The sequence below is a fragment of the Virgibacillus sp. NKC19-16 genome (assembly GCF_021560035.1).
GTDB classification, from domain to species: domain Bacteria; phylum Bacillota; class Bacilli; order Bacillales; family Amphibacillaceae; genus Virgibacillus_L; species Virgibacillus_L salidurans.
Genome location: NZ_CP074373.1, coordinates 63,398 through 87,527 on the forward strand (window position 1 = coordinate 63,398; position 24,130 = coordinate 87,527).

At 40.0% G+C, this 24,130-nt stretch carries 24 protein-coding genes; 21 read left to right on the forward strand and 3 right to left on the reverse strand.

The window, feature by feature from the left end; genetic code table 11:
* The first annotated feature begins 50 nt into the window (after positions 1–50).
* The 18 genes from rnmV (at position 51) to spoVT (ending at position 19,156) form a co-directional block, all read left to right on the forward strand.
* Positions 51–620, forward strand: coding sequence for a ribonuclease M5 (gene rnmV, locus KFZ58_RS00350; RefSeq protein WP_235792926.1), 570 nt, complete (start codon positions 51–53; stop codon positions 618–620).
* Positions 613–1,500, forward strand: coding sequence for a 16S rRNA (adenine(1518)-N(6)/adenine(1519)-N(6))-dimethyltransferase RsmA (gene rsmA, locus KFZ58_RS00355; protein ID WP_235792927.1), 888 nt, complete (start codon positions 613–615; stop codon positions 1,498–1,500). The genes rnmV and rsmA overlap by 8 nt, the downstream gene beginning before the upstream one ends.
* 126 nt (positions 1,501–1,626) lie before the next feature.
* On the forward strand, positions 1,627–2,505 hold the full coding sequence (gene yabG, locus KFZ58_RS00360; RefSeq protein WP_235792928.1) for a sporulation peptidase YabG: 879 nt from the start codon (positions 1,627–1,629) through the stop codon (positions 2,503–2,505).
* 216 nt (positions 2,506–2,721) lie between these two features.
* The gene (veg, locus tag KFZ58_RS00365; RefSeq protein ID WP_235792929.1) at positions 2,722–2,976 is read left to right on the forward strand and encodes a biofilm formation stimulator Veg; all 255 of its coding nucleotides are present in this window, start codon (positions 2,722–2,724) and stop codon (positions 2,974–2,976) included.
* A gap of 199 nt (positions 2,977–3,175) precedes the next feature.
* Positions 3,176–3,358: a small, acid-soluble spore protein, alpha/beta type gene (locus tag KFZ58_RS00370; RefSeq protein WP_235792930.1), complete on the forward strand. Its 183-nt coding sequence runs from the start codon at positions 3,176–3,178 to the stop codon at positions 3,356–3,358.
* Between the two features lie 122 nt (positions 3,359–3,480).
* On the forward strand, positions 3,481–4,932 hold the full coding sequence (locus tag KFZ58_RS00375) for an IS1182 family transposase (RefSeq protein ID WP_235792931.1): 1,452 nt from the start codon (positions 3,481–3,483) through the stop codon (positions 4,930–4,932).
* Positions 4,933–5,182: 250 nt separating this feature from the next.
* The gene (gene ispE / locus KFZ58_RS00380) at positions 5,183–6,034 is read left to right on the forward strand and encodes a 4-(cytidine 5'-diphospho)-2-C-methyl-D-erythritol kinase (protein ID WP_235792932.1); all 852 of its coding nucleotides are present in this window, start codon (positions 5,183–5,185) and stop codon (positions 6,032–6,034) included.
* 64 nt (positions 6,035–6,098) lie between these two features.
* A complete protein-coding gene (purR, locus tag KFZ58_RS00385) occupies positions 6,099–6,914 on the forward strand; it encodes a pur operon repressor (protein WP_235792933.1) in 816 nt (271 codons plus the stop codon).
* Between the two features lie 351 nt (positions 6,915–7,265).
* A complete protein-coding gene (locus KFZ58_RS00390) occupies positions 7,266–8,609 on the forward strand; it encodes an RNA-guided endonuclease TnpB family protein (protein ID WP_235792934.1) in 1,344 nt (447 codons plus the stop codon).
* Between the two features lie 469 nt (positions 8,610–9,078).
* Positions 9,079–9,753: a DUF421 domain-containing protein gene (locus KFZ58_RS00395; protein ID WP_235792935.1), complete on the forward strand. Its 675-nt coding sequence runs from the start codon at positions 9,079–9,081 to the stop codon at positions 9,751–9,753.
* Between the two features lie 136 nt (positions 9,754–9,889).
* Positions 9,890–10,180 carry a septation regulator SpoVG gene (gene spoVG, locus KFZ58_RS00400; protein ID WP_235792936.1) on the forward strand — a complete coding sequence of 97 codons (291 nt, stop codon included), beginning with the start codon at positions 9,890–9,892 and terminating at the stop codon, positions 10,178–10,180.
* A gap of 616 nt (positions 10,181–10,796) precedes the next feature.
* Positions 10,797–12,176 carry a bifunctional UDP-N-acetylglucosamine diphosphorylase/glucosamine-1-phosphate N-acetyltransferase GlmU gene (gene glmU / locus KFZ58_RS00405; RefSeq protein ID WP_235792937.1) on the forward strand — a complete coding sequence of 460 codons (1,380 nt, stop codon included), beginning with the start codon at positions 10,797–10,799 and terminating at the stop codon, positions 12,174–12,176.
* 15 nt (positions 12,177–12,191) lie between these two features.
* Complete coding sequence (locus tag KFZ58_RS00410; RefSeq protein WP_235792938.1) at positions 12,192–13,145, forward strand: ribose-phosphate diphosphokinase; 954 nt, start codon at positions 12,192–12,194, stop codon at positions 13,143–13,145.
* Positions 13,146–13,243: 98 nt separating this feature from the next.
* A complete protein-coding gene (locus tag KFZ58_RS00415; protein ID WP_235792939.1) occupies positions 13,244–13,873 on the forward strand; it encodes a 50S ribosomal protein L25/general stress protein Ctc in 630 nt (209 codons plus the stop codon).
* Positions 13,874–13,961: 88 nt separating this feature from the next.
* Entirely contained in the window at positions 13,962–14,522 is a 561-nt protein-coding gene (gene pth / locus KFZ58_RS00420) for an aminoacyl-tRNA hydrolase (RefSeq protein ID WP_235792940.1), read from the forward strand.
* 143 nt (positions 14,523–14,665) lie between these two features.
* Positions 14,666–14,896: an anti-sigma-F factor Fin gene (gene fin, locus KFZ58_RS00425; protein WP_235792941.1), complete on the forward strand. Its 231-nt coding sequence runs from the start codon at positions 14,666–14,668 to the stop codon at positions 14,894–14,896.
* Positions 14,897–14,971: 75 nt separating this feature from the next.
* On the forward strand, positions 14,972–18,496 hold the full coding sequence (gene mfd, locus KFZ58_RS00430; RefSeq protein ID WP_235792942.1) for a transcription-repair coupling factor: 3,525 nt from the start codon (positions 14,972–14,974) through the stop codon (positions 18,494–18,496).
* A 126-nt stretch (positions 18,497–18,622) separates the two neighbouring features.
* Entirely contained in the window at positions 18,623–19,156 is a 534-nt protein-coding gene (gene spoVT / locus KFZ58_RS00435) for a stage V sporulation protein T (RefSeq protein WP_235792943.1), read from the forward strand.
* Positions 19,157–19,361: 205 nt separating this feature from the next.
* Here the strand turns inward: spoVT and KFZ58_RS00440 are convergent, their stop codons facing one another.
* Entirely contained in the window at positions 19,362–19,550 is a 189-nt protein-coding gene (locus KFZ58_RS00440; RefSeq protein ID WP_235792944.1) for a hypothetical protein, read from the reverse strand.
* A gap of 143 nt (positions 19,551–19,693) precedes the next feature.
* On the opposite strand from KFZ58_RS00440, the gene KFZ58_RS00445 reads away from it, so the two are divergent.
* Complete coding sequence (locus tag KFZ58_RS00445; RefSeq protein WP_235792945.1) at positions 19,694–19,906, forward strand: CsbD family protein; 213 nt, start codon at positions 19,694–19,696, stop codon at positions 19,904–19,906.
* 272 nt (positions 19,907–20,178) lie between these two features.
* On the opposite strand, the gene KFZ58_RS00450 is transcribed toward KFZ58_RS00445, so the two are convergent.
* Positions 20,179–20,487 carry a hypothetical protein gene (locus KFZ58_RS00450; RefSeq protein WP_235792946.1) on the reverse strand — a complete coding sequence of 103 codons (309 nt, stop codon included), beginning with the start codon at positions 20,485–20,487 and terminating at the stop codon, positions 20,179–20,181.
* A 48-nt stretch (positions 20,488–20,535) separates the two neighbouring features.
* Entirely contained in the window at positions 20,536–20,781 is a 246-nt protein-coding gene (locus KFZ58_RS00455) for a hypothetical protein (RefSeq protein ID WP_235792947.1), read from the reverse strand.
* Between the two features lie 314 nt (positions 20,782–21,095).
* Between KFZ58_RS00455 and KFZ58_RS00460 the strand changes: the two genes are divergently transcribed.
* Positions 21,096–22,688: a putative polysaccharide biosynthesis protein gene (locus tag KFZ58_RS00460; RefSeq protein WP_235792948.1), complete on the forward strand. Its 1,593-nt coding sequence runs from the start codon at positions 21,096–21,098 to the stop codon at positions 22,686–22,688.
* On the forward strand, positions 22,681–24,126 hold the full coding sequence (gene yabN / locus KFZ58_RS00465) for a bifunctional methyltransferase/pyrophosphohydrolase YabN (protein WP_235792949.1): 1,446 nt from the start codon (positions 22,681–22,683) through the stop codon (positions 24,124–24,126). Before KFZ58_RS00460 ends, yabN begins: the two co-directional genes overlap by 8 nt.
* Positions 24,127–24,130: the final 4 nt, after the last annotated feature.

Genomic DNA, 24,130 nt, shown 5'->3' on the forward strand with positions numbered 1-24,130 from the left:
TCAAAGAATCCCTTTAACAAAAGACAATTTTCTAGGAAAGAGGATATATATTGAAAATAAAAGAAGTAATTGTTGTTGAAGGAAGAGATGATACAACAAAAATCCAGCAATCCGTAGATGCAGATACAATTGAAACGAATGGATCAGCGATTAATCAAGAAATTTTAGGACAAATAAAACACGCGAAACAAAAAAGGGGAATTATCATTTTCACTGATCCGGATTACCCTGGTGAACGGATACGCCATATAATTGATCAGGAAGTGCCAGGATGTAAGCATGCTTTTTTGACACCAAACACAGCAAGAGCGAAGCACCCGGATAATAAAAGTCTTGGCATTGAACATGCATCGAGGGAAGCAATTCAAAGGGCTCTTGAAGATGTATATGAACTAACCGAAGTGGAATCGAGTGACATCAAAAAAGAAGACTTGATAAAACACGGACTGATCGGTGGGCCAAAAGCAAGCACGTATCGAAATCGACTTGGTGAACTGCTTCAAATCGGGCATACTAATGGCAAACAGCTATTAAAACGGTTAACCGTATTTCAAATTTCAAAAGCGCAATTCGAGCATGCTGTCAGACAGCTGCAACAGGAGGAAAATCACGATGCCTAAAAAGCATATAGCTACCCCCACCCGAACCAAAGAGATTTTAAATAAGTATACATTTTCATTCAAAAAAAGCTTGGGGCAAAATTTTTTGGTGGATGCAAATATTCTCGAAAATATTATTAAACATGCGGGGATAGATAAAGGAACTGGAGTTATTGAGGTTGGCCCTGGAATCGGTGCATTAACCGAGCAATTGGCGATTCATGCGGATAGGGTAGTGGCGTTTGAAATCGATCAGCGTTTGCTGCCGATTTTACAAGATACGCTTCAGGATTACGATAATGTTCAAATTATTCATCAGGATATCCTAGAAGCGAATGTACAGGAAGTGATTAGCGGTCATTTTGGGCCGGAGCAGCCAATTCACATCGTCGCCAATCTCCCTTATTACATTACAACCCCAATTTTGATGAAATTACTGCGTGAGAGGTTACCGGTATCGACGCTTACCGTCATGATCCAAAAAGAAGTTGCCGATCGAATGGCAGCAAACCCGAATACGAAAAGCTATGGATCTTTAACGGTAGCTGTGCAGTATTATACACAGGCAGAAGTGATTATGAATGTGCCTAAGAGCGTGTTTATGCCGCAGCCCAATGTGGACTCTAGTGTTCTTAGGTTGACTATTCGGGACGAGCCCTCTGTTCAAGTGACGGATGAAGAATATTTCTTTAATCTTGTCCAAGCCTGTTTTGGCCAGCGAAGGAAGACATTGCGAAATAACTTAATACGTTATTTTAAAGAAACGTATGATAAAGAAACGATTACGGAACTACTTGAGATGGTTAATATAGATGGCGCCAGACGTGGGGAGTCTCTGGATATAGAGGAGTTTGCTGCTTTGGCTAACGTGTTTTATAACGCGGGGGACGTAAATGGGTAAGGCAGTTGCTTTACCCATTTGTCTGTGAAGGCACAGATGTGAGTCAAAAAGAGCATTGCACAGTTAGACTCTTACCCTCATAGTCTATAGGAGGAATGCTTTCATGGAAGGCTGTGAGGTGAGTATATGGGAGTTACAACCGGGGAATTAGTAACACGCAAATCATATAATAATGACCTGCTTTTTCGGGTTGCATCAGTTAAAAAAGATATCGTTAATTTATACGGGGAGGACATTCGCTTGCAGGCTGATGCCAAAGCGGAAGACCTCCTGCAAGTGCAAGCCAGAGAACTGGAGAAGAGACGGCAAAAAGGAAAGGAACAAGAGGAGTTTTCTTATCGCTTATTCAGGCAAGATTACCAATTGATGCGAGAAAAACGGGAATACCAATCAACGGATGGCTACCATAATCATGCAAGTTATTTTCAATTACCCGCGAAGGTACTTCATTTGGATGGGGATCAAAATTACCTGCGAAAATGTATTGAATTATATCAACGGATGGGTTTGCAGGTACATGGTGTGCATTTACATGAAAAAGACATGCCGCTTGAGATAGGCGCTTTGGTTGAGCGCATTCAACCGAACATTATTGTGATAACTGGACATGATTCTTTTTCCAAAAATAAAGGTATAAAAGGTGACCTTCGTGCTTATCGAAATTCCAAGTACTTTGCTGAAACGGTAAGAGAGGCAAGGCGTGCGAATCCTCATCTGGATCAGCTTGTTATATTCGCAGGGGCATGTCAATCCCATTTTGAATCCATGATACGTGCAGGAGCCAACTATGCAAGTTCTCCACTGCGCATCAATATCCATGCGCTTGATCCTGTTTTTATTGCTGCCAAAATTGCGTATACACCATTTATGGAAAAAGTCAGTGTCTGGGATGCACTGAGAAATACATTAACAGGTGATAAGGGAATGGGTGGTGTTGAAACACGGGGGCTACTACGCACAGGATTACCGTATATAGAAGAAAAATCGGAGGAATTAACAGAATAATATGCATATCTTGTCCTTGGAAACTAACGAGGACAAGATTAGATTTTTGCAGAAAAAGTACAAGTCAATACATAAATTGTTAACATTTACAAATAATAATATAGAAATCGTGAATTTTAGTGTTGACAGTAAAATTGCTATACTGTTATAATGTAAAGTTTTATTTGACTATTAAACAAGCTTATGGTATAATTATTTCCAGTGAGGTGGAGTGTAGTGGCTAAAACATTAATCGAAATAAAGCAAGGTCTTGAATGTCAAGTTGGAAAACGTTTGAAATTAAAAGCCAATGGCGGAAGAAGGAAAACAATTGAACGGTCAGGCATATTAGCCGAAATGTATCCTTCTGTTTTTGTTGTTGAGCTGGATCAAGACGAAAATGCATTCGAACGTGTTTCATACAGCTATGCAGACGTTTTAACAGAAACTGTAGAATTAAGCTTTCCTGATGATAGAACGGCGATATCATAATGGAGCAGTAGACAAGCAATTGTTTACTGCTCTTGTTTTATCAACCAACGATATATAGATTTAGCAATCAATCGAGAAAACATACGTCACACTAACATAAAAAATTTTCCTATTTTGTATACAAATAACGGGGTTTTAAATGCCGTAGCTACACAAGCTATAGATGTCGTAGAATAACAATGAAAGGGGTTGTTCTTTCATGGCTAGACGTCAAGGAATTATGTCAGACCAGATGAAAGAAGAAATTGCCAAGGAGTTAGGATTTTACGACACGGTAAAGCAAGAAGGCTGGGGAGGCATCAAGGCGAAAGATGCCGGCAACATGGTGAAACGAGCAATTGAAATGGCCGAGCAAAACATGCAGGAAAAAGACAGACCCTAAATGGGAGGTCACTGAAAAAGTCCAATTGTATTAAATATTAGCCCATCTTTCTTCCGATTTTTGAAGAAAGATGGGCTGATTTATTGTACAATAATAGTAATACATAAAAAATGAGGGATTGGATGATTGAACGTCAACTGTCGATGAATCTGAGTAACTATGCAGGATTATATGATGCCATTATTCCAAAGGATGATTTACTAAGAGAAATCAACGAACTTGTTGACTTTACCTTTATCTATGATGAGTTAAAAGACAAGTATTGCCATGATAACGGCCGGAATGCCGTTCATCCGATTCGTATGTTTAAATATCTTCTTTTAAAAACCATTTATAATCTTTCTGATACTGACTTAGTAGAACGCGCACGCGTGGACATGTCCTTTAAGTATTTCCTGGAGATGGCTCCTGAAGAAGAGGTTATTGATTCAAGCCTATTGACGCATTTTCGCCGTAAACGTTTGGGAGACGAAAACCTCCTTGACCTCTTAATTGGCAAAACAGTTGAAATCGCTGTGGAAAAAGATATCATTCAATCAAAAGCAATCATTGTAGATGCAACACATACGAAGTCAAAATACAATCAACTGACACCACAGGAAATACTTCGCAATCGTTCGAAAAAGGTACGCAAAGAAATCTACTCGATTGATGAGTCCATGAAAGAAAAATTCCCCAAGAAACCCCAATCCGATACGATTGAGGATGAACTTGCCTACACACAAGAACTAGTCGATGTCATTGAGGCGGAACCGGTGCTTCAAGAATATCCCAAAGTGAAAGAACCGTTGAACCTTCTCAAAGAAACAATGGATGATGATGTCAATTTTCTTCAGCACTCTGAAGACCCAGATGCACGTGTAGGACACAAATCCGCGGATTCCAGTTTTTTCGGATATAAAACGCACCTGGCCATGAGTGAAGAGCGTATTATTACGGCAGCTACAGTGACAACTGGCGAGAAAAACGATGGGAAGCAACTTCAAACCTTGATCGAAAAGAGTGAGGAAACGGGAATGTCCATCGATACGATTATTGGGGATGCAGCTTATTCAGATAAGGATAATATCAGATATGCGATAAAAAACGAGCTGGACTTGGTTGCCAAGTTAAATCCAAATGTATCGCACGGTAGTCGTGATAAAGATGATGCGTTTGAATTCAATAAAGATGCGGGGATGTATGTTTGTCCAGCAGGGTATATGGCTACAAGAAAAGCGCGTGTTGGAAAAAAGGGACAGAACAAAAATCAAACACAAACGTACTATTTTGACGTAGAGAAATGTAAACGTTGTCCTCTCCAAGAAGGATGCTATAAACCTGGTGCTAAATCAAAAACCTATTCGGTAAGTATTAAATCAGAAGAGCATCAGAAACAAAGGGAATTTCAAGAGAGTGAGAAATTTAAGGAAAAAGCAAAAGAACGTTATAAGATTGAAGCAAAGAATAGCGAATTGAAACATAGACACGGATATGAGGTTTCCTCATCTTCGGGTCTTGATGGCATGTATTTACAAGGTGCGATGGCAATCTTCACCGTCAACTTAAAAAGAATCCTGAAGCTGATCGAATAAAATGAGGACTGAATACACCCCCTCGCTTCAAAAAAGCAGCTGTTCCGGAAAAAATAAATCCGGAACAGCTGCTTTTTTGAATGTGGAATCAGTCTAATTTATAAAATTAGACAGTTCTTCAGTGACCTCCCTAAATGGGTTTGTCTTTTTTTCGTTGGCTATCCCATTAAAAACTCAGTCTTACCCAGGAGTCGCCTCCATTTTTCTAATGTGTTACAATTTGGTTATATTTTCAAAGTAGGTGACGGTGATGGTTCTTTTTGAAAAAGCGCCGGCAAAAATTAACTTATCGCTCGATGTGCTAAGTAGGCGGAATGATGGTTATCATGATGTGGAAATGATAATGACCACGATTGACTTAAGCGATCGCATTACATTGCACTCCATCAACCGGGATCGAATCGAGATTTCGCTTGAGAGTAGGTTTGTACCAAGTGATGAGCGCAATTTGGCGTATAAAGCTGCAGATGCCTTTAAAAAGAAGTACGGAATAAAAACAGGTGTGCATATCCATATAGAAAAAAGCATTCCCGTATCAGCTGGTCTCGGTGGTGGCAGTACGGATGCTGCAGCTGTGTTGCGTGGAATGAATCGGCTGTGGAAGTTGGACATCCCTCTAAATGAGTTAGCGGCGATTGGGGCTAAAATTGGCTCTGATGTACCTTTCTGTGTATATGGAAATACGGCAATCGCAAAAGGCCGAGGAGAAATAATCGAGCCTCTATCGGCTCCTCCATCTTGTTGGGTGGTACTGGCAAAACCGGATATTGGTGTTTCAACACGAACGATTTTTCAGCGTGTGAATGTAGAAGAACTTACACACCCCAACACTAATGCTGTTATGGATGCACTTAGACAAAAGAATTTTCATAAGATGTGTGCCCATATCGGGAACGCATTAGAAGGTATTACATTAACGGTATATCCTGAAGTACAGCGTATTAAAGATCGAATGGAACAGGCAGGAGCCTCAGGAGTGCTTATGAGTGGAAGTGGCCCAACAGTATACAGCTTGGTTGAGCATCAGAGTAAAGCGCAGCGGATTTATAATGGCATGCGTGGTTTTTGTGAGGAAGTATATTTAGTGCGTCTATTAGGATAAGCATTGCCAAAACACGTATAAAAATGGTATATTTAATGGTAATATTCGGTTTTGAGGTGTGGAAATGAAAAGAAGCAATCGTTTAGTTTCAATGACTAACTTTTTTCTGGAAAATCCAAGAGAACATAGGCAGCTTCCTTATTTTGCTGAAGTATATGAATCATCCAAGTCATCGCTTAGTGAAGATCTGGATATTATCGATGATGTTTTCCAACGTGAAGAGCTCGGGTTTCTGGAAAGAACGTCCGGCGCGTCTGGTGGTGTTCAGTATATCCCTGAATTTTCACGTGACAAAAGTATCCAATTCATTCAAGAACTTCGCCGTAAACTGGAGGATCCATCACGAATACTTCCTGGCGGTTATCTATACATGAGCGATATACTGGGTGATCCGGGCCAAACGAGAGAAATCGGTCGTGTATTTGCATCCGCATTCGCACGTCAGGATATTGATGTCATTGTTACAGTTGCTACCAAAGGGATACCCTTAGCATATGCTGTAGCATCCTTTCTTGATGTCCCTGTTGTCATTGTGCGCAGAGATCCTAAAGTCACGGAAGGATCGTCTGTAAGTATTAATTATGTCTCCGGATCATCTCGTAAGATACAAACCATGGTACTTCCTAAACGAAGCTTGCAGGAAGGCTCTAATGTTTGTATTATTGATGATTTCATGAAAGCCGGTGGCACAATTACAGGGATGATCAATTTACTAGAAGAGTTCGAAGCAAATGTGAAAGCAATTGGTGTACTGGCTGAGGCGGATGATGATGAAGAGGATCGTGTTGTCGAGGAATATACATCGTTAGTCAAAATAACCAATGTTGACATGAAAAGGAAATATATTGAAGTCCATCCAGGAAATTTTATTGGCAAATAAGGAAGCAAAAACGAAAGATACCACGGTGTTGTTCACTGTGGTATCTTTCGTTTTATCCTTTTCGGCAAGAAGACTCCATCTGGTTTCGGGCGCCAGCCCAACAATTCAGGTGAAGATGAATTGCCGTCAGCCAATAGGCTGAACACGTTTCTTGTATTTTCTTACTTTTTGGCGAACAAAAATTCGCATAACCCTTTGTCCAATGATATAATAGTCATAGATAAGAAGTGTATTATTATGATAAAGAAATTAGACAACAGGTGTTACGCCTATCAAAACAATCCGTACATACATGGAGTCTCAAGGAATGAAATAATCCTATTTGACTCGTTGAGAAAGGCGGTGAACACAATGGCTAGAAAGAAATCCGTTAAAGTATTGCGTAAACAAAAGAAAACCGAAAACATTCAACGTTTCACTCAGAAACAAAATATTGGACGTAGTACTCTTATGGCTAAAGAATTTCGTCTGCTTCAACGTATGTCGCATAGTTCAAAGGCTTTGCGTAATGTTGGCTTGTATGCGGTTAAACAAAACTATTTGAACAATGATAAGATGGCGACCATAAAAGAAGTTGACGCTGCAATGCGTGCTGATGTTAACTATTGGGGCGTTCAATCAAACTCCGTTCAAGCCATTCGCAGAACGTTGTATGCGGAAGTGAAGAGCTTTTTTGAAGCGCTGAAAAAGTGGAAGGAAAACCCGGAGAAATTCACTGGTCGTCCCAAATTTCCGAAATATTCTTACTCTACGGAGAAACGTATCATTGAGATCTACCAAGTTCCAAAGGTTGATCAAGACGGATACTGGGCTATTCCGATGAATGTGGCAATTCGAAAACGTTTCGGTTCTATTAAAATTCGTATGCCTAAAAATTTGTTGAACAAGAAAATTTCATATATTGAAATCGTACCGAAGCAAAAAGGTCGGTTCTTTGAGGTGCATTACATTTATGAAATGCAAGTTCCTCAGATGAAGAAACAACCAACGACAACTATTAACGCTTTGAGTTGCGATTTAGGCGTAGACATAATGATGAGTTGTGCAACAAACCATGGTGATACGTTCCTGATTGATGGCAAAAGGCTAAAGTCCATCAACCAATATTTCAACAAAACGATAAGCAATCTGCAACAGAAAAACATTGAAAACGGTATTTCCAAACGTATTGTAACGAACCGTATCGCGACACTTTGGAACAAACGAGAAAATCAGATCAATGGTTATATCTCACAGGCTGTAGGATTGCTATTCAAAAAGGTAAGCGCATTCAACATTGATACGATTGTTGTTGGCTACAACGCTGGTTGGAAGCAAGCGCCCCCTATAGGGAAAAAGAACAATCAGAAATTTGTTCAGATTCCATTCCATAAGCTGATTACTGCAATCGAAAACAGATGTTTGAAAGCGGGTATTCGTTTTGTGAAGCAAGAAGAAAGCTATACATCGAAAGCTAGTTTCCTAGACAAAGATACAATTCCTGTTTGGTCGAAAAATGATCAATCAAGCTACACATTCCGTGGTAAACGTATCAATCGTGGTCTATATCGAAGTGAAACAGGACAATGTATCCATGCTGATATTAACGGGGCCTTGAACATATTGCGTAAATCAGAAATTGTTGAGTTAGACGCAGATCTTAAAATCAAAACGCCAATCAAAATGGAAGTACAAAAACGTAAAGCTGTTGCTTAGCGCATAGCTTAGTGGGTGCGTCAACCATCCATGTGTACTCGACTTGTCGGGGCTTGTAGCACACGCCAGAGCAATCTGAGTGGTGGCTTCTTCCTAAAGGATGAACTGCTCTTTTTCGAAAAGGGTGGTGCAAGTGGGAAAACGATCGTTTGTCGTCAGTACCAACCAAAAACAGTGTTTGGGGAGTGCTTAAGAGGTGCTTGCTATTCAGAGCGTCAAACCGTCTAAGGGATTTAGCGAGGAGACCTGAGTAGCTAACCCAAGCCCCCACTGAAATGGGGATCGTAAGGTTCTCAGTGGGGGTACGTTGACGTAAGGAGTTATACATGGTAAATCGCCTTTAAAAGTGACGGAAAAGAATATCTGACTCTCTGGACTTCTTTCTGCTCCCTCCAGTGCCCATGAATTGTATTACAATGCATTTATTTGGCAATAAATGAAAAGGAGTATCAGGATTGGAGTTATTGCTATGAATCTTATGCATCTGACATTTGAACTTATTACCGGGTTTTTTCTGCTTTTTCTCATCATCAAATTTGTTGGGAAGAAGATCATTAACCAATTTACCCCCTTTACTTTTATAGCAGCGATTGTATTGAGTGAACTATTGGGCAACGCTTTATATGATGAAAAAGTCGGTGTTTTCTATGTTATATATTCCATCGTATTATGGAGCATAATGCTGTTCATTGTTGAATACCTTAGCCAAAAATTTCTAACCATCCGCGGTATTTCGGAAGGGAAACCGACCGCACTAATTAAAAATGGAATTGTTGACAGGGAAGCGTTAAAGAAAAACCGGATGAATATTAATCAATTGCAAAGCTTGCTTCGGCAAAGTGAAACTTTTTCCATTCGCGAGGTAGCTTTTTGTTATTTAGAGGTAAATGGTTCGATTAGCATTTTAAAAAAGTCCATGTATCAAAAAACAGCACAGGAAGATTTCAATTTACCTAGCAAGGCTGTGCATGTTCCTGTAACGTTAATTCGTGATGGGGTAGTATTATGGGATGAGCTCGATGATTTAGGGTCAGATGAATCATGGCTGAGAGACCAGGTTGCTTCACAAGGAATTAGAGATTACAAAAAAGTTTTTCTAGCAGAATGGCTGGAAGGGGACGGAATATTTGTGCAAACATATTAAAAAGCGTTTTCCTATTTTTTCACAAAAACCGTCCTATTATAAAAAATATTTAATTTTTTCCTTGTTTAGGCAGGATTTTATTTTCTTTTGTTGAACTAGTTAGATAAGTTCAAATGGGAAAAGGTGGTGAAGCATCATGGAAGTAACTGACGTAAGATTACGCCGCGTTAACACAGAAGGAAGAATGCGAGCAATTGCATCGATTACGTTGGACGGGGAGTTTGTTGTCCATGATATCCGTGTTATTGACGGAAATAATGGATTGTTTGTCGCAATGCCATCCAAGCGTACCCCTGATGGTGAATTCAGGGATATTGCACACCCGATCAATTCAGGGACACGCGCAAAAATTCAAGATGCTGTATTAGAAGAATATCGCCATGTAGGGAAGGTTAAAGAGGAATATGAAGAAGCTGGAGCCTCCTGATAGGCATGAATAATAAGAGGTCTAATCCATAGTCAGATTAGGCTTCTTTTTTCCCCATGAATCTTTTCGTAAATATTGTTGCTTTTAAATCGTTGCAGTTGATATAAAGTGCGACGTAAGTGCCTGTTGCTTTCCGCGGGCACGGCTTCATCCTCCTGATAACTCGGAAGAAAACCACTTCCTGCGGGATCTTCAGACACGTGCTTTTCTGAGCAGGAGTCAACGGTCCTCCGCTCCAATTTAACCATCATAAAAGTGCATGGCCATTATGTAATTGAATCAAGTATGTTCTAATGTTCATACCAGCGGAGGAAATACACGGAGACTCCTGCGGGAGGAAAGGCATCGGTGAGACCCCGAAGTGCGATAGCACGAGGGGGCTCATCAGCCGCCCTAAGGTGCGCGTAGTGTATTTCCGTAGCGGTATTATGTCGCAGTCTATATCTTTTGTCAAAAGCAACAAATGTTTTCGGTGGGACGAACCTTGGGTGCAGTCCCAATCTTGTAGAAAACAACCTTCCCCATAAAAAGTGCCCACCAAGCTAGTTTCTATTGAAATTATGAGCTTTTTGCGATATATTCATAATGGAGAAAAAAGAAATATGGAGGTTTCTTTATGACGAAACGGTATGCTGTCATTCTTGCAGCAGGGCAAGGAACCAGAATGAAGTCGAAGCTTTATAAGGTTCTTCATCCGGTGCTGGGACGCCCGATGGTGCAGCATGTAATTGATCAGATAAAAGCGGTACAACTCGATAAAACGGTTACAATTGTCTCACGTGGTGCGGATAAAGTAATCGAACATATAGGAAACGACAGTGCGTTCGTGACTCAGGAAGAGCAACTTGGGACAGGACATGCTGTGATGCAGGCAGAAGAATTACTAAAAGATGAAAAAGGCACAACAATGGTGGTCTGTGGAGATACACCACTGATTACCAGTGAAACATATCAGGCTCTCTTTGATCATCATGAGAAAGAAGGCGCAAGCGCTACCATTTTAACAACAAAAACCAAGGAGCCAGCAGGATACGGGAGAGTCATTCGAAATGAAGCGGATGAGGTAGAGCGTATTGTGGAACATAAAGATGCGGACGCGAACGAACGACTTGTAGAGGAGATTAATACAGGTACATATTGTTTTGATAATCAGGCTCTTTTTGCAGCTTTGAAGGAAATATCCAATGATAATGTCCAAGGTGAATATTATCTACCTGACGTGATCGAAGTTTTGCGTGATAAAAAAGAGAAGGTATCTGCTTTTATAACACCAGATTTTGAGGAAACATTAGGAATTAATGACCGCATGGCATTGGCCCAGGCTGAAAAAATAATGAAAAGGCGAATTAATGAGAAGCATTTGCGTAATGGTGTAGCGATCATTGATCCAGATCATACATATATCCATCCGGATGTTGAGATCAAACAGGACGCCGTGATCCACCCTGGGACGATTATAACAGGTGCCACTACCATTGACTCAGATGCTGAGATTGGCCCACATAGTGAGATCGACAACTGTTATATTGGTTCGTGTTCCGTTGTTAAGCAGAGTGTTGCAACGAATAGTAAAATCGGCAAACGTGTTAAAATAGGACCGTATGCGCATATTCGACCGGAATCTGCAATCGGCGATGAAGCGAAAGTCGGTAACTTCGTTGAAATTAAAAAGACGACAATAGGGACTGCTAGCAAGGTTTCCCATTTAAGTTATATGGGTGATGCACAAGTTGGAAGCAATGTGAATGTCGGATGTGGTACAATAACAGTGAACTATGATGGAAAAAATAAATATTTAACCACCATTGAAGATGATTCATTTATTGGTTGCAATTCCAACCTAATTGCACCTGTAACCATCGGAGCCGATTCCTATGTTGCTGCAGGATCAACGATTACGAAGGATGTCCCTGCAGAGTCACTGTCCGTTGCCCGAGCAAGACAGACAAATAAAGAAGGCTATGCTACAAGACTTAAAAATAGACAAAACGATTAACGGAGGGTTTATCTCATGGCGTCTAGCTATAAGGATCCATCTTTAAAAGTATTCACATTGAATTCAAACCGCCAGTTAGCAGAGGAAATAGCGGATCATATTGGAACATCACTTGGAGAATGCACAGTCAAGCATTTCAGTGATGGTGAAATTCAGATTAATATCGAAGAAAGTGTTCGTGGGCATGACGTCTATGTCGTACAATCAACAAGCGCTCCGGTTAATCAGCACATGATGGAACTGCTGATTATGATCGATGCATTAAAACGAGCATCAGCAAGGTCTATTAATATTGTTATGCCATATTATGGTTATGCAAGGCAAGATAGAAAGGCAAGGGCACGTGAACCAATCACCGCTAAGCTAGTAGCAGACTTACTTGAAACTGCTGGGACAGATCGTGTTATAACACTTGATTTACATGCACCACAAATACAAGGCTTTTTCGATGTACCAATCGACCATCTCCAGGGTGTTCCCATCCTTGCAGAATACTTTAAGGAGAAAAACCTTGACGATATTATCGTTGTGTCCCCGGATCATGGCGGGGTGACACGAGCAAGGAAGATGGCAGATCGGCTAAAGGCACCAATAGGTATAATCGATAAACGTCGCCCGCGTCCGAATGTTGCTGAGGTTATGAATATTGTGGGTAATATCGAAGGCAAGACAGCAATCTTAATTGATGATATCATAGATACAGCTGGAACCATGACATTAGCAGCGAATGCTTTAGTCGAAAACGGTGCTAAAGAGGTATATGCGTGTTCTACACATCCAGTATTGTCTCCCCCGGCAATTGATCGAATTGATAACTCACAACTAAAAGAATTAATTGTTACAAATTCGATACCAATACCGGAAGAAAAACGCAGTGAAAAAATCACCGAATTGTCTGTTGCACCACTTATCGGAGAAGCAATTATACGTGTCCATGAATTGCAATCTGTGAGTATCCTGTTTGATTAAAGTTTAGATATTCTGTATAACGGGAAATATAAATATAACGTTTTTATAACAAGCTGAAAAAATATATAACGCTTAAAAATAGTTGGAGGATGATCAAGATGGCAGTAAAATTACAAGCAACGAAAAGGGACGACCTAACAAAATCTGCAACGAAAGAAATTAGGAATAGCGGCAGAGTACCTGCTGTTGTTTATGGTAAGGAAAAAGACTCTAAGTCCATTTTTGTTAATAGCATTGAACTCGTTAAAACCGTTCGCGATGAAGGAAGAAACGCTATTATCTCCCTAGATATTGAAAATGATAATGCAGTTGATGTCATGTTGCATGAATATCAAATGGATCCACTTAAAGACGATGTATTGCATGCAGATTTCTATATTGTAAACATGGCAGAAGAAATGGATGTTGAAGTAGCCTTACGTCTAGAAGGTGAAGCTCAAGGATCAAAAGATGGTGGAGTATTACAACAGCCGTTATATGAACTGCAGGTTCGTGCAAAACCAAGAGACATTCCTGAGGAAATTTCCGTAAACATCGAATCACTGGAAGTTGGTGACAGTATAACCATTGCTGACCTACCAAAAGCGGCAAATTATGAGTTTCTTGAAGATGAAGACACAACAATTGCTACAATACTAACACCAGACACATTGGATGACGTAGAAGAATCACCAGATGAAAACGCAGAGCCTGAATTAGTAGATGGTAAGGACGACGAAGAGAAATAAGGCTTTAATTCATAACAATTAACAATACAAGCCCTCCTTTAGAACTTAGGAGGGATTGTTATATTGTTTTAAAAAAGGAAGAAGTAATATGAAGTGTATTGTTGGGTTAGGTAATCCAGGGAAAAAATTTAAAGATACTCGTCATAATGTTGGATTTATGGTCATAGAGGAATTACTAAAGCGGCATCATTGGAAGTTAAATAAGAAGAAGTTTAATGGTAAATACGCCATCGAGCCTATTCAAGGTGAAAAGGTTATTCTCCTTGAGCCACAGACATATATGAATCTGTCAGGGCAATCGATCAGGCCCTTAATGGATTATTATCATATGGATGTAGAAGATGTCCTTGTTATCTATGATGATCTTGATCTACCTCCAGGCAAAATCCGGTTAAGGCAAAAAGGCGGACATGGCGGTCATAATGGGATCAGATCAACCATTGATCACTTAGGAACGAAAGAATTTAAACGTCTTCGCATCGGAATCGGCAGACCAACAACGCAAGTTCCTGTCATTGACTATGTCCTGGGATCTTTTTCAAAAGAACAACAGGAAGATGTAAACAAAAGCATTAAGAATGCAGCAGATGCCTGTGAAAGCTGGCTGGAAAAACCTTTTCTTGAAGTAATGAATGAATATAATGCCTAAAGTCCACATAGTGTGAAGGGCAAGATGTATAAAATATTACTTTTCGGATAAACTTTTAAGGTGTGTTTTCAAAAATTCGTCGTTAATAATTTGGTGATTTTTTGAACAATTGTAACGTGTGTTTATTCGAGGAGGTTTTTCCCATGGCTATTGTTTATAAATGCAGGCATTGCGGTAATGAGATCGGAAAGTTAGAAGAAAAAATGGTTGACACATCCCTCTTAGGGTTTGACCAATTATCAACGAAGGACAAAAAAGAAATGATACATTATACGGATAATGGAGATGTTCACATTCAAGCAATTTGTGAAAACTGTGAAGAGACGCTGGGACATCATCCACACTATCATGAACTTGATTTTTTCATACAATAAAATAAGCAACAAAAGCTTTGGTTAAGAAGCCAAGGCATTTTTGCGCTTACGTAAGTACTGCGTGGGGGTTTAACAATGAAAGGTATTCATAATTATTTACAATCAAAAGAAGATATACAATCAATTTTAGGTGGGGTTACCAGTGGTATGAGCGAACAGCTTGTTGCGGGCTTATCTGGATCTGCAAGAAGTCTGCTTGTTTCACTGATTAATGAATCTGCAGATAAGCCAATTTTGCTGGTAACACATCAATTAGTACAGGCGCAACAGCTATACGACGATTTAGCTGAATTTGCCGGGGAAGATGATGTCCATTTATACCCTGTGAATGAACTGATCGCTTCTGAAATTGCCATTGCCAGTCCGGAACTCAGGAGTCAACGGATCGATTCATTAACAGCCTGGTCGAAAAGGGAATCAGGTATTTTAATCGCGCCTGTAGCTGCATTAAAACGGATATTACCACCACCAAGCTACTGGAGCACATACCAATTAAGATTTGCGCTTGGAGAGGCGATTGATATTGAGGCGTACCTGTCATCATTAGTAGATATGGGATACGCGCGTCAGGGAATGGTTACAACACCCGGCGAATTTAGTGTTCGTGGCGGAATCATTGATATTTATCCGATAACAGAGGAATACCCGATACGTATAGAATTGTTTGATGATGAAATAGATTCTATACGGTATTTTGATGCGGAAACACAGCGCTCATTGGACAAACAGCAGGAAGTCATTGTCGGGCCGGCGACAGAACTACTACTGACAGACGAAGATATTCTTTCAAGCGCAGGGAGACTCGAGAATGCATTGGCAGACAGTTTAGGTAAAATGACAGATGTAGAAGCAAAAGAAACATTATCCGAAAACATGGAACAGGATATCGCACGCCTGAAGAATGTGGAGCATTTTCAAGAAATGTATAAATATATTGGATTCCTCTATGAAAATCCTGCTAGTTTGTTAGACTACCTCCCTTCCAATGGGTTGATTATTTTCGATGAAATGAACAGAATACAGGAAACAGCTACGAACCTGGATACGGAAGAAGCCGAGTGGTACAGCAGTCTACTCGAATCAAATAAAATGGTAAGAAATAGTACATTTTCCTTTGATTGGCAATCGGTATGGGACAATATCAGTCACCAACGGCTGTATATGTCTGTATTCTTGCGGCATATTCCAAATACACAACCGCAAAATATTATCAACCTTTCTTCTCGGGTCATGCAGGAATTCCATGGCCAAATGAATTTGTTTAAAAACGAGTTAAAGCGGTGGGAAAAAGGGGATTACTCTGTTGTCATTTTAGCCCCAAATAAAAAACGCGCGGATAAAATCAATTCTATTTTCATGGATTATGATATTGAAGCAGCAGTCACAGAAACCCCGCAACTGCCTGTAGGGATTCCTACGATAGCTATCGGTAATATCAGCAGTGGTATAGAATTCCCGATGCATAAACTGGCACTGATAACGGAAAATGAACTGTTCAAAAAACGAACTAAGAAGCCGAGAAGGCAGCAGAAAGTATCTAATGCTGAACGGATTCAGAATTATCAGGAACTAAAAGTGGGGGACTACGTTGTACATGCAAACCATGGTGTAGGTAAATATTTAGGGATTGAAACGCTGGAAGTTAAGGATTCACATAAAGATTATATGCTGATCAAGTATTCCGGCGATGATAAGCTTTTCGTTCCGATCGATCAAATTGATCTCGTTCAGAAATTTGTAGCTTCCGAGGGTAAAGAACCGAAGTTGTACAAATTAGGTGGATCAGAATGGGCGAAGGTGAAGCGAAAAGTACAGTCATCTGTTGAAGACATTGCGGATGATTTAATTAAGCTATACGCCGAAAGACAAGAAAAACAGGGGTATGCCTTTTCCGAAGACAGCGAGATGCAGCGTGAATTCGAAGCTTCGTTTCCGTATCAGGAAACCGATGACCAGATTCGCTGTATTGAAGAAATTAAGCAAGATATGGAAAGAGAACGCCCGATGGATCGACTGCTTTGTGGGGATGTTGGTTACGGGAAAACAGAGGTGGCGATACGTGCTGCGTTTAAAGCTATAGCGGATGGAAAGCAAGTCGCTCTTTTAGTACCGACAACTATCTTAGGCCAACAGCATTTTGAAACGATTCAAGAGCGCTTCCAGGATCATGCGGTCAACATCGCCCTCTTAACACGCTTTCGAACGAAGAAACAACAGACGGAAACATTAAAAGGGTTAAAATCAGGAAATGTTGATATCGTTATTGGTACCCATCGCTTATTATCCAAAGACGTGCAGTATCGTGATTTAGGACTGCTTATTGTTGACGAAGAACAGCGCTTTGGTGTGAAGCATAAGGAAAAAATTAAACAATTGAAGACCAATGTGGATGTGCTCACCTTAACAGCAACCCCAATTCCAAGAACCTTGCACATGTCCATGCTCGGGGTACGTGACTTATCTGTCATTGAGACACCACCTGAAAATCGTTTTCCGATTCAGACCTATGTGATGGAATACAACCCTATTTTCATCCGTGAATCGATTGAGCGGGAATTGGCACGCGGCGGCCAAGTATTCTTCCTGCACAATCGGGTGGAAAGTATTGATAAGGTTGCTAGGGATGTCAATATGCTCGTTCCGGATGCCAGAGTAGCGGTCGCACATGGACAGATGAATGAGGCTGAACTGGAAAACGCTATGTTTGGGTTTTTAGAAGGTGAATCTGATATATTGGTTAGCACAACCATTATCGAAACAGGTGTCGATATTCCAAATGTGAATACACTAATCGTGAATAATGCAGATTATATGGGGCTGAGTCAGCTTTATCAGCTGCGTGGCCGTGTGGGGCGTTCCAATCGCGTCGCATATGCGTACTTTACCTATCAAAAAGATAAAGTACTCACAGAGGTATCTGAAAAGCGTCTGCAAGCCATTAAGGAATTTACGGAGTTAGGTTCCGGCTTTAAAATTGCGATGCGTGATCTGTCCATTCGTGGAACCGGGAACTTACTGGGAGCCCAGCAGCATGGATTTATCGACTCTGTCGGGTTTGATTTGTATTCACAAATGCTCAAAGATGCCATCGAAGCTCGTAAAGCCGGGAAAGAGGTGGAAGACATACAACCCTTTGAACCTGAGCTCACATTGGATGTGGATGCTTATATCCCGGAATCCTATATTAAAGACGAGAAACAGAAAATTGAAATCTATAAACAATTTCAAGCCATTGAATCTTCGGAGGATATTGATGATCTAAAGGATGAATTAATCGATCGGTTCGGCGATTTCCCGCCGGAAGTGGAGCATTTATTTGCCGTAGCTTCCTTGAAAATGTATGCCAAACGAGAACGTGTCGAATCCATTAGTGAAAAGAATAAAAAAATCGAGCTGCTTGTGGATGAAAATCGAAGTCAGCAAATCGACGGAGCAAAATTATTCGAGCTTGCCAGTAGCTTTGGACGAGGTGTGCAATTAGGGACAGAGAATAGTAAATTGAAAATAATCTTTAAATATACGGGTGATTCCCGCCACGGGCGCTACGGGACCGTAGAAAATCTGGTTGATAAGTTGCAAGCAGTGGATAGAGAACAATAAAAAATTGGTATCTAATGTATAGTCTTCCTGTGATGATTCATACTAAAACCACAACTGGTGATTTTTGTAATTGAAAAAGGATATGTACAAATAATAATCATCATAAGAAAGTGAGGCTACTTAGATATGAAAGCAACAGGTATTGTACGACGTATTGATGATTTAGGCAGGGTAGTTATTCCAAAGGAAATTAGAAGAACACTGCGCATCCGTGAAGGGGATCCACTGGAAATATTCGTGGATAGAGAAGGCGAAGTTATTCTAAAAAAGTATTCACCAATTAACGAATTAGGCCACTTCGCAAAGGAATATGCAGAAGCATTATTTGATTCCCTGCAATCCCCAGTCCTAATCTGTGACCGGGACGAAGTAATCGCTATTGCTGGGGAATCAAAAAAGGACTATTTAAATAAAAATATTGGATCTGAAATGACAAAAACAATTGAAGACCGCTCACAGGTTTTTGAAACAGAAACAAGCAATGTAGAGGTCATAGATGGAAACGAACAGGAACTTAATTCCTATTGTATTAGCCCAATCATCGCAAACGGAGATCCAATTGGCTGTGTTATGATATTTTCCAAAGAAGAGAAATTAAGCAATGTCGAGCAAAAAGCAGTCGAAACAGCCGCAAGCTTTTTGGCTAGGCAGATGGAGTAATACTTAAATGGATAAAGGCTGTCTCTAGAAAGTGTAGACTTTTTGGGGGCAGTTTTTTAGTTTATGCTTCCTCGGCTGATTATATCGTACAAACAACGAATAGAAAGGCCACTTTTAAATATAGCTTTTTATACTCAAAGCCATAAAAATAAAGGTTGATATATATTACATGACTAATATGTATCAACCTCCTTACTCTTGTTATTTAAGCGTTGTTGCTTTTCACGGCTTCTACTGAAATAACATGCTCCTTAAAAAAGAAAGCACCGTTTTCGTTGAAAAGTCCATCTTCCCCCATGATTTGATTTTTTATTTCCCGATCACTTTCTCCTTGTAAGGTCGTCTCAATAACGTGGCCATTCTTAAGGGATATTTTCACATCATATTGTCGCATTTGTTTCAACTCCTTTATTGTTTTGTATACCCATCAGTGAACGTTATTACACATTTTCCCGAAACACCGGATAATTCACAAAACAAGAATGTTTAAAGGGATTTATAACAGGGAATTTTTTTATAGAAGGGAGGAAGACAAAATTGAGTAATGGAAATTCAGACAAAGTAAAAGGTAAAGTGAGTAAAATAAAAGGTGAAATAAAAGATCAAGTAGGTAATCTAACAGATAATAAGAAAATGCAGGGGAGCGGCAAAAAGGATAAAGTAAAAGGATCTGTACAGGACGCTTCTGGTGAAACAAAGAATGAAGAAAATGATGCCAAGGAGAGCGATCAGGATAATCGAGTAGACTAACCCCCTGCTACTCGATTTCTACTAACTTACCTCATGAGCTAGAACCCACTCTTATGTTAAATTAACCCTGGAGCTTACTTTGTTGAATTCTTATGTCCAGTCAGCAGCTAAAGCCCATAAATAAGTTCATCTTCTGTCAATTTACTTTGCATCCATCCGTATATTAGAATACAGTATTATCATTTACAAATGACTAAGTACAAATAAATTTCAACTGTTTCAGCATTCTCGCTGACTCTTATTCCTAGTTAGCGTTCGTTTCAGGAACATAACTATTTATGAATGGTTGTTTCCTTCATACTATAAATTTCATAAGCAAAATATCCAAATAAATAACCGATTCCAGCTCCTAAACTAACTGTAGATAGTAGAGAGATTGGGGAAAACATGCCCAGAATGACGCCGATAGCACCCCCAAAAATCATTCCTATTGGTATTAAACTATCTAATAAATCTTGAGCGCCTTTTGACTTTTTCTTACCTAAGTTACCCTGGTTATATTTATGTTTAAGCCTTCCAATTACAAATACTGTAATCCCACCCACTATTACAAGAGGCGCAATCGCCATGAAAAACCACATGTTTGAACCTCCTTAATTATTTTTTTTAATAGTTCACTAGCATGAATATTATTTTGAAAATCTCTTCAGCATTTTAGGAATTAGATAAGCCAATGCTGCCGCTACAACAGCAATTAAAAGGGTTGGAAAATAAGAGCTTTTACCCAAAGCAACCTCTTGGGGCAAGTTACCACTCATATTCCAAGCCTCTGATAAGTCAGGAGTGTAGAAAGTGGTGAGAACCACACCTGATGCTAGTTGAATAAAGAAAAATATAACTACGAAGCTTACGATGAATATAATGAATCTTTTCATTCTACTCCCTCCAGAAATAGGTAAGAATTTATAAGTTTAATCATTCGCAATATTTGTATTTACTATAACATAAATCTCTATATACCACTGATTAATTTTACGATTTTAAATATAAAAGATACACGGTTTGTTATAATGATCGAAAGTGGGGTGGAAGAATATATTAACGGGCTGCAATTTTTTGAAACGAAACTACATCCTGTGTGAAACGCTGATAAAAACCACCTACAAGCGCTTTTATCGTCGAATGAGATTCCGCCTCATCTATGCTATAATAAAATCTACATTTACACGAAGAAAAAAGGGCGTTTGCCATGGACCGGAATGAAACGAATAAGTTAGTTAAGGGGGCTTTGTTGCTGACAATAGCCGGGTTGATCAGTAAAATCCTAAGTGCCGGCTACCGGATTCCCCTACAAAATATGACAGGAGATATCGGTTTTTATATTTACCAGCAGGTGTATCCTATTCTTGGGATCGCAATGGTTTTTGCATTATATGGCTTTCCGTCAGCGATATCAAAAATGGCGGTAGACCTAAAAGCGGAGGGGAAACTTCTTTCGTTCACAAGCTTTTATATCCCCATTTTTATCATTCTATTTGGAATCAATGGGGCATTATTTCTTTTTTTATTTTTTAATGCGCCTTTACTTGCTGAATGGGTAGGGGACGAAAATTTGGCGAATACGTACCGGTTTGCGGCGTTTGCCTTTTTATTGATTCCTTTCTCTGCTTTATTAAGAGGGGTTTTTCAAGGGAATTATCATATGAAGCCAACAGCCTATTCGCAAATCGGAGAACAGTTTATTCGAGTTTTGATCATTATTACAGCCTCGGTTGTTGTTGCCGTTCAGGGGCAACATTTTTATGAAATTGGACATGCTGCTGCGCTTGCATCGATACTAGGTTCTGCGACGGCTATTCTGATTCTGGCTTTGTTTTTTATCAAAGAAAGGCCTGTTATGCGGGAAACATCTAAAGTCCCGTGGAATTATTATGTGCGGACGATTTTAACATTGGGGATGGTTGCTGCTTTAAATCATATGGTGCTACTGGTGATCCAATTCGCCGATACATTTACGCTGATCCCCAGTTTAATGAATTACGGTTTCACACAGATAGAAGCCATGGAGGCAAAAGGCGTGTTTGATCGCGGACAGCCTTTAATCCAGCTTGGGACGGTCTTGGGATCATCTTTTGCGCTTGCACTTGTGCCAAGCCTTTCGAAGCAAAAGTTGGAAAAAGCCCCGGATACGTTTTATCATTACATACGTGGTGCCATGTTGTTCAGTTTTTATTTAGCCACTGGTGCCACAATAGGATTAATTGCTATCTTCTCTGAAGCGAATGTATTATTGTTTCAAAATGATCAAGGAACGGTTGATTTACAAATACTTGTCGTGTCCATACTGCTTTGCTCGTTGGCGATTACGGCGTCAGCTATTCTGCAAAGCGTGGGATATCTGAAACGAACAGCTGGTTTTATAGCAATCGCATTCTTTATCAAATGGATTAGCAATCAGTTGTTGGTTCCATGGTTTGGAATAACAGGTAGTGCTGTCGCAACTGTGTTCAGCTTACTTGTGTTATGTGGGCTTGTACTTTTTGAATTGAAAAGGAAATTGCCGGGCCTGCATTTTTTCAGGCAAATTAATATAGGTGCGCTGGTAAAAGCTACACTGGCAATGGTTATTTATCTTATTGTCGTAGAGGCTATCTTTTCCCAGGTTGCTGTATCAACACGCATTGGGTTACTGCTTTATATCGTGTTTATCGCGATAACGGGTGGAATTATCTTTATCTATTGCCTGTTAAGATGGCGAGCTTTTACAGCAAGGGAATTAGCCATGCTGCCATTTGCACATGTTTTCATTCGTATCCACAAAGGGAGGAAGACAAATGAGTAAAATTGAAATAATTGGATTAGGTGCTAGTGATATGGATCAGCTGTCTCTAGGCATTTATAAAAAATTGAAGCATACGCAAGGTGTTGTCTATACACGAACCATCGATCACCCGGTTATTCGTTCATTAAAGCAAGAGGGCGTCAGCTTCGAGGCCTTTGATCATGTTTATGAGACAGAAGAGCAGTTTGCAAATGTTTATCACATAATAGTGGATACCTTAATCGAAAAAGCGAAGGACACACCTATTATTTACACCCTCCCTGGTCACCCGATGCTTGCTGAGAAAACGGTACAGTTGTTACTTGAGCAAAAAGAGGTCGAAGTAGAAATTGCTGGTGGACAGAGCTATTTGGATGATTTATTTACAGTTCTGAAAATCGATCCAATCGATGGGTTCCAATTTATAGATGGTACGTCCTTTGAACGCAGTCAGCTTAATTATCGGCAACACACTGTATTTTGTCAGGTGTATGATCCGTTTATAGCATCAGAAGTGAAACTTGCGCTGCTGGAAGATTTGCCGGCAGATTATGAGATTACAGTAGTGGAAGCGGCCGGAAGTACGCATGAGATGATCCGGACAGTTCCTTTAGAAGATCTTGATCGCTCTATGGAAGTTAGTAATTTAACAAGTGTCTATGTACCGCCAGCTCCTGCTGCGCTACTGAATCACACGTTCACAAGATTACGAGAGACTATTGCAACATTGCGAAGTCCAAATGGCTGCCCGTGGGATAAGGTGCAGACACATGAATCTTTACGCCAGTATGCGATTGAAGAAGTGTATGAATTAATCGATGCAATTGATAATCAAGATGAGGAAAACATCATCGAAGAGCTCGGGGATATTCTCTTGCAGGTCATGCTTCATAGCCAAATAGGGGAAGATGATGGCTATTTCAATATTGATGATGTGATAGGTTCCATTACGGATAAGATGATCCACCGTCATCCACATGTATTTGCAGATACTACGGTTGAATCGGTCGATGATGTTTATAAGAATTGGGACGAATTGAAGAAAGAGGAAAAAGGGCAACAGCGCAAATCTATGCTCGATGGTGTTCCGAAGCATCTTCCATCCTTATCAAAAGCGTTTAAACTCCAGAAAAAAGCAGCCAAAGTCGGTTTCGGGTGGGATGACGTGAGTGATATTTGGAATAAGCTGGATGAGGAAGTAACAGAAGCCCGGGATGCCATCAATGCAGAGGACAACACGGAAATTGAGAAAGAATTCGGGGATGTACTATTTGTACTTGCGAATCTAACAAGGTATTATAAAATAAACCCGGAAATTGCGTTAAATCAAACTAATCAGAAGTTTATCTCCCGTTTTTCCTATATCGAAGAACAATTAAGTACGCAAAGAAAAGATATGGAGAGCACTACACTAGAAGAAATGGACGCATTGTGGGATCAGGCAAAAGAAGGAGAGTGAAATC